The sequence below is a fragment of the Mycobacterium sp. genome (genome assembly GCF_032162105.1).
In the GTDB taxonomy this organism is placed as follows: domain Bacteria; phylum Actinomycetota; class Actinomycetes; order Mycobacteriales; family Mycobacteriaceae; genus Mycobacterium.
The window spans coordinates 1-11,343 of sequence record NZ_JAVRPS010000179.1 but is presented as its reverse complement, the minus strand read 5'-3'; the positions used below and the strand labels follow the sequence as shown (position 1 = coordinate 11,343).

Below are 11,343 nucleotides of genomic sequence, written 5' to 3'. Positions count from 1 at the left end.
TCGCGCTCAACGCGACGTTCACCTCGGCGCTCGGCATCACGCTCGGGCTGGCGACCGTGATCATCGGACACGCCACGTTCTGCATCGTCATCGTCTTCAACAACACCCAGGCCCGACTGCGCAGGCTGGGCACCAGCCTCGAGGAGGCCTCCGCCGACCTGGGCGCCTCGTCGTGGCAGACGTTCCGCTACATCACATTTCCGATGATGCGCGGCGCCTTGGTCGCAGGCGCGATCCTGGCCTTCGCGCTCAGCTTCGACGAGATCGTGGTGACCACGTTCACCGCGGGACCAACCGTGCAGACCCTGCCGATCTGGATCTTCGGAAACCTGTTCCGGCCCAACCAGGCTCCGGTCATCAACGTGGTCGCCGCCGCGCTGACGGTGCTGGCGATCATTCCGGTGTGGCTCGCGCAGCGGTTCGGCGGCGATCCCGCCACCACCAGGGTGTGACCGTCAGGGCGCGTTCGGATCCCAGTCTCCGCGAATCAGGTTTCCCGCGGCGTAGTCCGACACGGCGGTGATCAGCCCACGCCTCACGGCGGCGTCGAGGAGGTCGGAGACCACGTGGTTGCCGAGGTCGCGGTAATCGCCGACGGCACGACGCAACTCGGCCATGCCCTCGGGCCGCGGCACGTAGTTCGTGCCGAACCGGGCGCGGACCGATCCGACGAGGGCGTTCACCTTTGCGGCGGCCAGGTCGTCTATCGCATCACTCGCGACGTCGTGAACCCGCAGCATCGCCCGAAGGTAGTCGAGTGGTTGGTCGGCCCGGCCCACGATCTCAGCGACCGCGGGGTTGGTGAACGTCAACTGGCCGTCGACGACTTGGGCCAGCCCGCTCTCGCACAGCCGACGCGCCTCGGCGCCGGCCGGGTCGACCGGGATCGCCGTCGCCGTCGTCTGGGGACGGCGGCCGAAGATCGCCTCCTGCAGGCCTAGCCGGTCGGCCAGGTCGTGACCGTCGCGGATGCTGGTGAAGAACTCGGCGATGTGCGCGGAGCTGAAGCCCCTTCGCAGCAGATCGTTGATGACCTTCAACTGACCCAGGTGATGACCGTCGTAGTAGGCCGACCGTCCTTGGCGGCGCGGGGGATCGAGCAGACCGCGCTCGCGGTACGCGCGAATGTTGCGGACGCTAACTCCCGACAGCTGGGCCAGCTCGTCCAGCCGGTACTCAGCCAACCCGATACTTTCTCAACATGCCGGTCAGGGCTATGGAATTCTGCGTTCCGCAACACCGCATAGACATACTGTAGCCCTGAACTTGAAGTTTGCGAGAATTCACTGTTCGTGCAAGTTCTGGATATCGATTGGCCTTCAGAGCCGGTTGTGCGCGACGATTGATCGAGTGCGTGCGTGGATCATCTGGACGACGGGGTTGCTGGCCTACATCGTCGCCGTGCTGGACCGCACCACGCTTGGCGTCTCCGGGCTGAACGCCGCCGAGCGGTTCGCCGCCACCCCGGGCGTGCTGTCGACGTTCGTGGTGCTGCAGGTCGTGGTGTACGCCGCTGCTCAGGTTCCAGCCGGGCTGTTGCTCGATCGCTTCGGGTCACGGGCGCTGATCGTCGCCGGTGCCGCGCTGATGGCCACCGGCCAGCTCATCCTCGCGCTGACCTCGTCGCTGCCCCTGGCGATCGGGGCGCGCGCCGTCGTCGGACTCGGCGACGCCGTCACCTTCATCTCCGTGCTGCGTCTGGTGCCGCACTGGTTTCCGCCCCGGCGGGTTCCGCTGCTGACTCAGCTCACCGGTATCTGCGGCCAACTGGGTCAGGTGCTCTCCGCGCTGCCGTTCCTGGCCCTGCTCGCAGGGACCACCTGGGCGACCGCATACGTCTCGGTCGCGGCGTTCGGCGTGCTTGCGCTGGTGCTGGTGTTGGTGGTGGTCAAGGACGCTCCGCACGGCCGCGTCGTCACGACCGAAACCCCGTCGGTGCGCGCCACCCTGGCCAGCGTGAAGACGGTGTGGCTCCGTCCCGGTACCAGACTGGGCTTCTTCACTCACATGGGCACCCAGTTCTCCGTCACGGTCTTCGCCCTGATGTGGGGTGTCCCCTACCTGACGGTGGCCCAGGGCCAGTCCACCCACGTCGCCGGTGCAATGCTGACCGTCTCGGTCGTCGCCGCCATCTCATCCGGCATCGCCATCGGGATCTTCACCGGTCGGTATCCGCACCGGCGTTCCCGCATCGTGCTGGCGATCATCGCGAGCAACGCCCTGGTGTGGACGGTGGTGCTCGCGCTGCCCGGCCGATCACCGTTGTGGTTGCTAATCGTCCTGATCGTGGTGATCTCCGTTGGGGGCCCTGGGTCGATGGTCGGCTTCGACTTCGCCAGGACGTTCAATCCGAGCGCCACCCTCGGCACGGCGCAGGGCATGGTCAACATGGGCGGGTTCATCGCCTCGTTGTTGGTGATGCAGGCCATGGGCGTGATCCTCGGCACGATGGGCGGGTATTCGTTCGAGTCGTTCCGGGTGGCGTGGACCGTGCAGTACGCCATCTGGATCCTGGCCGTCGTCGGGATCCTGATCACCCGCAGGAAGACACGCAATCTGATGAAGGCCGAGCAGGAGCGCTCGCTGCTGGAGACCTTCGAGGCCGGCTGACCCGCTATCAGTCACCGATTCTGGTCAGAGATCCTGCGGTTGGCTTTCATGATCGCCGACACCAACTCGTCCTTGTTCATCGTGGATCGGCCCTCGACGTCGAGACGCCGGGCGACTTCCATCAGATGTTTCTTGGACGCGTTCGCATCGACGCCCTCGGCGGTCTCACCCGTGGGATTGGGCCCCCCGCTCTCGGCGCGCTCGTCCGACGGGCCCTTCTCGTCCTTGGGCTCCCAATGGTCGCCGACCTTTTCGAAGCTGTGCTTGACGGCGCTGTAGGCGGCTCGGTGCGCGCGTTCCCCTTCGCCGTACTGCTCGGCGGCCGCGTCGTGCACCTTCGCGAAAGTCCGCTGCGCCTTCGCGGGCGACTTCTTCAAAGTGCTGGGTAGTTCGCTCTGCTTCGCTTGCCCGCGCTTGGTCGTCTTCGGCATGGTGTGTGCTTACCCCGCACCGGGCCAGACGAAATCCCCTCCGGGGCTACGAGGTGTCGGCGAGGCGATCCGCGTACGCCGCTGCGGCGGCCTGATGCCCACGCACTTCGAAGCCCACCACGGTGACCACCGGCGCCAGCGTGACGACCAACAGGCACACCGCCATGGACACGCCGGCGCCGGCAAGAAGCACGGCGGTCACCAGTACCGCCGCGGTCAACGTCACCAGCAATAGGTGGAACCCGTCCCAGCCACCCACCAGCAATCCGTACAACACGTAGACCAGGCCGATGAACGCCCCGACGGGGATCGCCACCGCGAACACGGTGCCCACCTCGCCGAGTTCGGAGTGGTCCTCGACGTAGTAGGCGGCGGTGTGCAGCCCCGCGCCGGTGGCGACGATCGCGGCGAACACGGCCATGTGCAGGTAGCCGAACTTGAAGGAGACCTCGCGGCGGACGTGCAGGAGATCCGCGGCTGGCACCACGAAGTACACCCACCACATGCCGAAGGTGAGGCCGGTGCCTGCCACCACGAGGAGGATGGCGTCGGTGGTCCAGCCGTGTTCGCCCACCACGGCGGTGAGCGACGCGACGGTGCCGACGACGCCCTCACCGAGCGCGATGATCGCCAGCAGGCTGTAGCGCTCGGCGATGTGGTGGGCGTGCCACGGTGTGCCGCCCTTGCGGGTCTCGGCCAGCCACGGGCCCAGCATCTCGGAGAACGCCAGCAGCGCCCAGATCGTCAAGGAGATCGGCAAGGGTGCGTACAGGAAGATGGTGCCGATCCAGCCGACCTGCACGATGGTCACGACGGCGGCGTAGGTCAGGCAGGCCGACCGATGCTCGGGGTCCTGCTGCGCAGCGCGTAACCACTGCGCCACCAACGCGGTTCGCATCACGACGTACCCGGCCACCAGCACGCTGTTGTCGACGTGGTCGCCATGTTCGATGGAGGCGAAGAACTGCGGAAGACCCAGCGCGAGGATCAGCACGCCGACCATCTGCACCATGGTCATCAGCCGGTAGACCCAGTCATCGGTGTCATACGCCGACGCGAACCAGGTGAAGTTGATCCACGCCCAGCAGATCGCGAACGTCGCGAACAGGAAGGCCAGGAGCCCCGCGACCTCGTGGCCCGAGGCGAGCAGGTGGGAGTACTCCGACGCCGCGATGCCGAAGGCGATGACGAACGTCAGATCGAAGAGCAGTTCCAGCGGCGTGGCCACCCGGTGCTGCTCTTGCGGGTCGCGGCCCGTCATGCGGCGCAGGTGATGCGCGCGCGGCGCACCGGGCGGTGGGGGCTCTGGCTGATGTTCGGGCTGGTTCACGGACGCGCAGTCCTTTCTCGACGGCGGTGACCGTACCGGGTCGACGGTAAGCCCGCTACATTCACGCCATGGCTGGTCCGAAGAAACTGGTGATCGGGGCGAGCGGCTTCCTCGGCTCCCACGTCACGCGGGAGCTGGTGCAGCGCGGGGACGACGTCCGGGTGCTGGTGCGCCGGACGAGTTCCACCGCGGCGCTGGATGGCCTCGACGTCGAGTACCACTACGGCGACGTCTTCGACGACGAGGCGCTGCGAACGGCGATGTCCGGAGTCGACGACGTCTTCTACTGCGTGGTGGACGCCCGGGCGTGGCTGCGCGACCCGGCGCCATTGTTCCGCACGAACGTCGAAGGGCTGCAGCACGTCCTGGACGCTGCGGTCGACTCGGATCTGCGCCGGTTCGTGTTCACCAGCAGCATCGGCACGATCGGCATCCCCGGCGACGACAGGCTGGCCACCGAGAACGACGCGATGAACTGGGCGGACAGGGGCGGCGGCTACATCCAGTCCAGGGTGGACGCGGAGAACCGGGTGCTGCGCTACGCCGCCGAGCACGGTCTGCCCGCCGTCGCGCTGTGCGTGGCCAACACCTACGGCCCCGGCGACCATGCGCCCACTCCGCACGGCGCACTGCTCGCGGCGGCTGCGGCGGGCAAGATGCCGGTCTACATCAAGGGCACCGCCAGTGAGGTGGTCGGCGTCGAGGATGCCGCGACCGCCCTCCTGCTGGCCGCCGAGAAGGGCCGCACTGGTGAGCGGTACATCATCTCCGAACGGTTCATGTCGGCGCGCGAACTGTACGAGGCGGCGGCCGCCGCGGGTAGGTCGGCACCGCCGCGCTTCGGAATTCCGCTGTCCCTCGTGTATGCGATGGGTTACGCCGGCGACCTAGCCGCCAGGGTGCTGCGGCGCGACATGGAACTGTCCAGCCTGAGCGTGCGGCTGATGCACGTCATGCCGCCGATGGATCACGTCAAGGCCGAACGCGAATTGGGTTGGCAGCCTGAGCCGATACACGAGTCGATCAGGCGGGCGGCGGACTGGTACCGGGAGCACCGGCGTCGCAGGCGTGAGGTCGCTTAACTCTCAGAGGTTCGCCCGCGTGCCGCTGAACGAAATGCTGACAATCCGCGGCGTGTCGCCGGCAAACACGCACGCTCGCGGACAGGTGGAGGTACAACGTCGAACCTAGCGACCGCCGCCCATCCGTAGGGCGCTTCGGCGGGCGCGCTAGCGTGAGCGGATGCGCGCAGTGCCGGGAGCCGTCGGTGTCGTGCTGGCCGCGGGAATGGGCACGCGCGTCGGCGCCGACGGCAACAAGGCGTATCTGCCGCTGGCCGGCCGGAGCATGGTGTCGTGGTCTGTGGACGCCGTCGCGCGCACGCCGGAGATCGACCGCACGGTGCTGGTGTTCCGCAGCGGCGAGCGCGAACTGGCCGCCCGCATGCTCGACGCCGAGCTCGGTTGGGCCACCGTGGAACTCGTCGAGGGCGCCGACACCAGACACGGTTCGGAACTGAACGTGCTGCGGTATCTGGCGGCCGACATCGAATCGGGCGACGTCGACGTGGTGCTGATCCACGATGCCGCGCGACCGCTGGCCGGACCGGACTTGATGCGCACCGCGCTGGCCACGGCGCGCGAGTTCGGCGGCGCGGTGCCGGCCCTCCCCGCAGGCGACGTCGTCAGTGCTGCCGCGGACGGCGGCATCTCGCCGGCCGGCGACACCATCCTGATGCGGGTGCAGACCCCGCAGGCGTTCCGCGCGATGCCGCTACTCGCCGCGTACCGCGCCGCCGAACAGGACGGTTTCGACGGCACCGACACCTCGTCGTGCATCCAGCGGTTCACCGACGTCGAGGTACACGTGTTCCCCGGCGCAGCAGCGAATCTGAAGGTCACCTTCGCCGACGACGTGCGGGTGGCCGCACACATGCTGCGCGACCGGGTCAGCCAGGATGGTGCGTCGCGCTGACCGCGTCGAGTAGTCGTGCGTCGGTGGGCAATTCGGCTGCGAAGGCGTCGGCGTCACCGTCCACCGTGGCGATCGACGTGCCCGCGGTCAATGCGGCAACGAACTCGTCGGCGTCGCAGGCGACCAACTCGGACAGCAGCGAGCTCTCGTAGCCGCGGGGGTACTGGACCGTCCGCAGCGCGGTGCGGTCGACCGTGCCCACCACCGCGCCGCGGTCGTCGACGGCCTTGACCGTGTCGGTCATCGGCAGGACGGGGACGACGACGCGGTGACCGGCACGCAGTCCTGCGATCACGCGCTCGGTCACGTCGACCGGGGCGAGTGGATGCCGGTGATCGTGGATCAGCAACTTCGATGGTGGATGCGGTTCGCGGCCAAGGCGTTCGATGGCGGTGGCCAGGCATTGGCGCCGCATACCCGGCGCGCCGGATGCGATCACCGATACCGCCGACAACCCCGCCGAGTCGAGGCACGCGCGGGCTCCTGCGACGAGCGGTTCAGCGGCGACGACGACGACGCCCGACGTGGGCACCGGCCCGAGCAGCGCGCGGACGACGCGGACCAGCGCCACCTCTCCGGCCGCGGGCGCGAACGCCGCGGCGGCCTGCACGGCCGCGGGCAGCGGCACGATCGCGGCCAGCTCCATCAGCGGAACCTACGCAGGTATGCCGACCAGTTCCAGGTGGCGAGGAACTGTTCGGCCGCCGCGTAGCCGCTGGCGTAGAGCGCTTCGACTTCGTCGTCGGTGATGTCGAAGTCGAGGAACCCGACGTGGGTCGAGTCGACCCGGATCGCGCGGGCGCTGACCCACGGCTGATTCAGGTACGTCTGGTCACGCCCGACCAGCGCGGTCGTGATGACGTCCTCCAGCAAATGCGGCGGCCCGAGCAGGCGCAGCGCACCGAGCGCGGGGATCACCTTGTCGTTGCCGTCCGGCAGGTTGGGCAGCACCGTGACGCCGAAACTCGGCCAGCGCGGCGCCTCGCCGTCGGCGCGGTCGAGTGAGTCGATCGGGAAGTTCGACAGCACCCCTCCGTCGACCAGGGTCGAGGTGCGGCCTGCGGCGCTGGTCAGTGCCACCGGGCGGAAGAAGAACGGAATGGACATCGAGGCGCGGACGGCGTCGGCGACGGACTGTTCGTCGGGGTCGAGACCGTAAACCCGCCGGTAGTCCCACGGCAACCGCACCAGTTGGCCGGTGGTGACGTCGGCGACGGTGACCACCAGGCGGTACCTCTGCTCCTCGGGCAGCTCGTCATCGTCGACGGCGAGGTCGCCAAAGGTGCTCACACCGAGGCTGCGCAGCTGGCTGCGGACCCAGTCGTGGGCGTAGTCCCCCTTGTAGATGCCCGACCCGCGAACCAGGGCCACTGACGGGCCGAGCAGGGGCACGCGTTCGACCAGACCCGGATCGAGGAACTTCTGGTAGTCCAATTGCAGCGCAAGCTCTTTCACCTGCGCTCCGGTCATCTCACCGGTCTGCGCGGCGGCCGCGACGACCGCGCCGACGATCGATCCCGCCGACGTGCCCGATATCCGCTGCGGCAGGTAACCGGCGTCCATCAGGGCGACGACCGCACCCACCAGGCCGACGCCCTTGACACCGCCGCCCGACAGGACGAGGTCGGCGGGCTTCGACGAAGGTGGCATGGTGCGATTCTGCAACCAGCGCTGAAGAGGCCGACGCCGGGGGTTACCAGCTGTGGCCGGTTTGAGTGATCGTTAGTTGTCGGTGGTGTGTTGTAGGAACGGGTGTATGAGTCTGGCGGTCTGGGTTAAACGGGATGGTGTTGCGCGGGTTACTGCGTATCGCTGGTTGCGTGCGGGCCTGTTGCCGGTATCGGCGCGCAAGGTTGGCAGGCTGATTCTCATCGAAGACCCTTCTGTTGCAGCCGGCCCCCGATCACGGACTGCGGTGTATGTGCGTGGGGCTGCGTGGGCAACGGACCAGCAGATGCCGGTCGACAACGTCGTGACCGAGGTCGGGGTCTGCGGGCAACGGGCACCGTTGCAAGTTCCTCGCGCAGGGTCGAGGGCTTGTGGTGGTACCCGGCTGAGGTCGATGACGACCTGGTGCGGGATATGGCGGAGGTCCTGACCTCGATGTGGGCAAGGCTGTACGGGAAACGTGCCGCGGCGACCCGCGCCAGGTGCGTGGTCGACGCCGCAGCTGCTGCCGCTGACGGTGAGGTGGCCTGATGGCGCGTTTTGAGGTGCCCGAAGGCTGGACGGTTCAGGCGTTCCGGTTCACCCTGGATCCCACGGAGGATCAATCCCATTCGCTGGCACGGCATTTCGGCGCTCGCCGCAAGGCGTACAACTGGACAGTCGCCACTATGAAAGCCGATATCGACGCGTGGCGCCAGACCGGTACCGAGACCGCCAAGCCGTCCCTTCCGAGGCTGCGGAAACGCTGGAACACCGTCAAGGACGACGTGTGCGTCAACGCCGAGACGGGGGTGACTTGGTGGCCGGAATGCTCGAAGGAGGCCTATGCCGACGGGATTGCCGGTGCGGTGGACGGATACTGGAACTGGCAGACCTCCCACGCTGGTACGCGCGCTGGGAAGAACGTCGGTTTCCCACGGTTCAAGAAGAAGGGCCGCGACGCCGACCGTGTCTGTTTCACCACCGGAGCGATGCGGGTCGAACCCGACCGCAGGCACCTCACGCTGCCGGTGATCGGTTGCGTCCGCACCCACGAGAACACCCGCCGCATCGAACGCCTCATCCGTGCCGGTCGGGCGCGGGCGCTGGCGGTCTCGGTTCGCCGCAACGGTGATCGCCTGGATGCCAGTGTCCGGGTGCTGATCCAACGCCCCCAACACCCCAGCGTGGCGTTACCTGATTCGCGGGTCGGGGTTGATGTCGGGGTGCGGCGGTTGGCGACCGTGGCCCCCGGGGACGGCACCGTGATCGAACGTGTCGAGAACCCGCGCCCACTGGAAACAGCGCTGCGCGAGTTGCGGCACGTGTCGCGTGCCCGCTCCCGAGCCGTGAAGGGTTCCCGACGTTACCGGGAACGCACCACTGAACTGTCCCGGCTGCACCGCCGGGTCAACGATGTCCGCACCCACCACCTCCATGTCCTGACCACGAGACTGGCCAAAACTCACGGCCGGATCGTTGTCGAAGGCTTGGACGCGGCCGGGATGTTGCAGCAGAAGGGTCTGACAGGTGCGCGGGCACGTCGCCGCGGCCTGTCGGACTCGGCGCTGGGCGCAACGCGGCGCCACCTGTCCTATAAGACGGGCTGGTACGGGTCGCATCTGGTGACGGCGAACCGGTGGTTCCCGTCGTCGAAAACCTGTCATGCCTGCGGGCATGTGCAGGACATCGGATGGGCCGAACACTGGCAATGCGCCGACTGTTCGGTATCGCATCAGCGTGATGACTGTGCCGCCATCAACCTTGCACGCTACGAGGAACCCATTAGCGTCGTCGGTCCAGTCGGGGCCGCCGTCAAGCGTCGAGCCGACCGTAAGACGGAGCCACGCTCCGCAGGTGGCGATGAAGCGCGGAAGGGACGCAGCCACACGGCTGCCGAACAACCCCGAGACGGGGTGCGAGTCGCGTGACCACCAAAGATCACTCACTCGCAACGGCTACACCGGGTCGAACGCCGAGATGAACCAGGCGCCGTTCACCTTGGTCAGACTCACCTTCACGCTGCTCGCGGTGAACGAGCCGTCGACGTTCTCCTTGCTGGTGGTGGACTGGTTCAGGAAGACCAGGACCACCGCCGAGTCGGGCTTCAACTCGGAGACCGCGGCGCGGACGATCGCGGCCGACGTCTTGACCGACTTCTGCTTGGCTGCGGGCGTGACGATGTCCGTGGTGAACTTCGTGTAGTAGTCCAGGAAGTCGCCGGTGAGGTGCGTCTTGGCGGTCGCGAAGTCCTTGTCCAGCGTCTCCGGGGTGTACGACAGCAGCGCGACGGTTCCGTCGGAGGCCGCCTTGATGGTCTCGGCGGCCACGGCGGCGTCGGTCTGCCGATCGGGGCGCATCTGGGTCATGTACACCCAGGAGGCCAGCCCGGCCGAGCCGAGGAGCAGCACCGCGAGCACGATCGGCACCAGCAAGCGCTTGAGTGCCCGACGCCGGGGTGGCGTCTCGTCGAGTGCGGTCGCGTTCTCGTCGGCGTCCCCGCCGTCGATCGGCGCTGCGGGTTCGTCGATTTCCACGGCGGTCGTCACGTCGTCGGTCACGTTGTCCTCGTGGTCTGCGGTCACGGCACGAACTCGACTTTCGCCAGCTTGATCTGTCCGCCGTCGCGGGCCACGTCCACGCTGAGTCTCCAGGACCGGGGCGCCTGCTCCTTGCTGGCCACGTTGGAGACGCGGGTGGTCACGGCGATGAGGACGGTGGCGGTGTCCCGGGTCATCGACTGCACGGCGGTGGCGTTGACGGTGGCCTCGGTGATCACCTTCGAGTCCTGGGCCACCTTGGTGAAGTCGCCGGCCTGGCCTTCGAAGTCCTTCTTGAAGTCGCCCGTGGTGTTGTCGATGATGCGCTGCACGTCTTCCTTGGCGCGGCTGAAGTTCAGCGACATCAAAGTCACGACACCCTGGCGGGCCGCGGCGGCGAACTCCGCCGAGCGCTGCTGTTCGGCGACGGTCTGGCGGTGCTGCCAGATCATCCATCCGCTGGCACCCAGCAGCCCGAGCGACAGCACCACCACCAACGCGGCGGCGAGCACCTTCAACCCTGGTCGCTTGAGCCGGCGGCGTCGGGCGGGTTTCTCGTCGGTCTCGTCGGCATCGGAGTCGACGTCGGTGTCGTCGTCGGCGACGTCGGGTGCGGTCGGCTCGTCGAGCTCGACCGCTGCGGTCTCCTCGATCTCCTCGACATCGGCCGGCTTGGCGACCGTAGCCGCCTCCGCGGCAGTCGCTGCCTGTCTCCGCAGCCGGATGGCCCGCGCCCTGGCGCGTGCGGCGGCGGCGACGGCTTCCGCTTCGGCGGCCTCGGCCTCGGCCTCATCGGCCAGCGCGAGAGCGT

At 67.9% G+C, this 11,343-nt stretch carries 12 protein-coding genes and 1 pseudogene; 6 read left to right on the top strand and 7 right to left on the bottom strand.

Annotated features, from left to right (window positions below; genetic code table 11):
• Positions 1 to 452, top strand: a 452-nt coding sequence (locus QOC69_RS09405) for an ABC transporter permease (RefSeq protein WP_526438673.1), incomplete at its 5' end; no start/stop codon positions are given.
• 3 nt (positions 453 to 455) lie between these two features.
• Here QOC69_RS09405 and QOC69_RS09400 read toward each other — a convergent pair.
• The gene (locus tag QOC69_RS09400; protein ID WP_526438671.1) at positions 456 to 1,184 is read right to left on the bottom strand and encodes a MerR family transcriptional regulator; all 729 of its coding nucleotides are present in this window, start codon (positions 1,182 to 1,184) and stop codon (positions 456 to 458) included.
• A 166-nt stretch (positions 1,185 to 1,350) separates the two neighbouring features.
• On the opposite strand from QOC69_RS09400, the gene QOC69_RS09395 reads away from it, so the two are divergent.
• Positions 1,351 to 2,610, top strand: coding sequence for an MFS transporter (locus tag QOC69_RS09395; protein ID WP_526438669.1), 1,260 nt, complete (start codon positions 1,351 to 1,353; stop codon positions 2,608 to 2,610).
• Between the two features lie 11 nt (positions 2,611 to 2,621).
• On the opposite strand, the gene QOC69_RS09390 is transcribed toward QOC69_RS09395, so the two are convergent.
• Together QOC69_RS09390 and QOC69_RS09385 are read right to left on the bottom strand one after the other, a co-directional pair.
• Complete coding sequence (locus tag QOC69_RS09390) at positions 2,622 to 3,041, bottom strand: ChaB family protein (RefSeq protein WP_526438667.1); 420 nt, start codon at positions 3,039 to 3,041, stop codon at positions 2,622 to 2,624.
• A 46-nt stretch (positions 3,042 to 3,087) separates the two neighbouring features.
• The gene (locus QOC69_RS09385; protein ID WP_526438675.1) at positions 3,088 to 4,302 is read right to left on the bottom strand and encodes a low temperature requirement protein A; all 1,215 of its coding nucleotides are present in this window, start codon (positions 4,300 to 4,302) and stop codon (positions 3,088 to 3,090) included.
• 137 nt (positions 4,303 to 4,439) lie between these two features.
• On the opposite strand from QOC69_RS09385, the gene QOC69_RS09380 reads away from it, so the two are divergent.
• Positions 4,440 to 5,453 (top strand): NAD-dependent epimerase/dehydratase family protein, encoded by a 1,014-nt coding sequence (locus QOC69_RS09380; protein ID WP_526438665.1) that lies wholly within the window; start codon positions 4,440 to 4,442, stop codon positions 5,451 to 5,453.
• Positions 5,454 to 5,613: 160 nt separating this feature from the next.
• Positions 5,614 to 6,345 carry an IspD/TarI family cytidylyltransferase gene (locus tag QOC69_RS09375; protein WP_526438663.1) on the top strand — a complete coding sequence of 244 codons (732 nt, stop codon included), beginning with the start codon at positions 5,614 to 5,616 and terminating at the stop codon, positions 6,343 to 6,345.
• Here QOC69_RS09375 and QOC69_RS09370 read toward each other — a convergent pair.
• On the bottom strand, positions 6,320 to 6,991 hold the full coding sequence (locus QOC69_RS09370; protein ID WP_526438661.1) for an IspD/TarI family cytidylyltransferase: 672 nt from the start codon (positions 6,989 to 6,991) through the stop codon (positions 6,320 to 6,322). The genes QOC69_RS09375 and QOC69_RS09370 overlap by 26 nt on opposite strands.
• On the bottom strand, positions 6,991 to 7,995 hold the full coding sequence (locus QOC69_RS09365; protein WP_526438659.1) for a patatin-like phospholipase family protein: 1,005 nt from the start codon (positions 7,993 to 7,995) through the stop codon (positions 6,991 to 6,993). The genes QOC69_RS09370 and QOC69_RS09365 overlap by 1 nt, the downstream gene beginning before the upstream one ends.
• Positions 7,996 to 8,101: 106 nt before the next feature.
• Between QOC69_RS09365 and QOC69_RS09360 the strand changes: the two are divergent.
• Positions 8,102 to 8,544, top strand: a pseudogene (locus QOC69_RS09360) (IS607 family transposase).
• Positions 8,544 to 9,923 (top strand): IS607 family element RNA-guided endonuclease TnpB, encoded by a 1,380-nt coding sequence (gene tnpB / locus QOC69_RS09355; protein WP_526438657.1) that lies wholly within the window; start codon positions 8,544 to 8,546, stop codon positions 9,921 to 9,923. The pseudogene QOC69_RS09360 and the gene tnpB overlap by 1 nt, the downstream one beginning before the upstream one ends.
• A gap of 27 nt (positions 9,924 to 9,950) precedes the next feature.
• Here tnpB and QOC69_RS09350 read toward each other — a convergent pair whose 3' ends face one another.
• Positions 9,951 to 10,577: an Rv1363c family protein gene (locus QOC69_RS09350; protein WP_526438655.1), complete on the bottom strand. Its 627-nt coding sequence runs from the start codon at positions 10,575 to 10,577 to the stop codon at positions 9,951 to 9,953.
• Positions 10,574 to 11,343 (bottom strand): Rv1363c family protein (locus QOC69_RS09345; protein ID WP_526438653.1); only part of this gene is annotated, 770 nt, incomplete at its 5' end. The genes QOC69_RS09350 and QOC69_RS09345, both read right to left, overlap by 4 nt.

Excerpts from the sequence above, each read along its gene's own strand:
- QOC69_RS09385 (WP_526438675.1), bottom strand. The coding sequence starts at position 4,302 with ATGACGGGCCGCGACCCGCAAGAGCAGCACCGGGTGGCCACGCCGCTG.
- QOC69_RS09380 (WP_526438665.1), top strand. The coding sequence starts at position 4,440 with ATGGCTGGTCCGAAGAAACTGGTGATCGGGGCGAGCGGCTTCCTCGGC.
- QOC69_RS09390 (WP_526438667.1), bottom strand. The coding sequence starts at position 3,041 with ATGCCGAAGACGACCAAGCGCGGGCAAGCGAAGCAGAGCGAACTACCC.
- QOC69_RS09375 (WP_526438663.1), top strand. The coding sequence starts at position 5,614 with ATGCGCGCAGTGCCGGGAGCCGTCGGTGTCGTGCTGGCCGCGGGAATG.
- QOC69_RS09370 (WP_526438661.1), bottom strand. The coding sequence starts at position 6,991 with ATGGAGCTGGCCGCGATCGTGCCGCTGCCCGCGGCCGTGCAGGCCGCC.
- tnpB (WP_526438657.1), top strand. The coding sequence starts at position 8,544 with ATGGCGCGTTTTGAGGTGCCCGAAGGCTGGACGGTTCAGGCGTTCCGG.
- QOC69_RS09365 (WP_526438659.1), bottom strand. The coding sequence starts at position 7,995 with ATGCCACCTTCGTCGAAGCCCGCCGACCTCGTCCTGTCGGGCGGCGGT.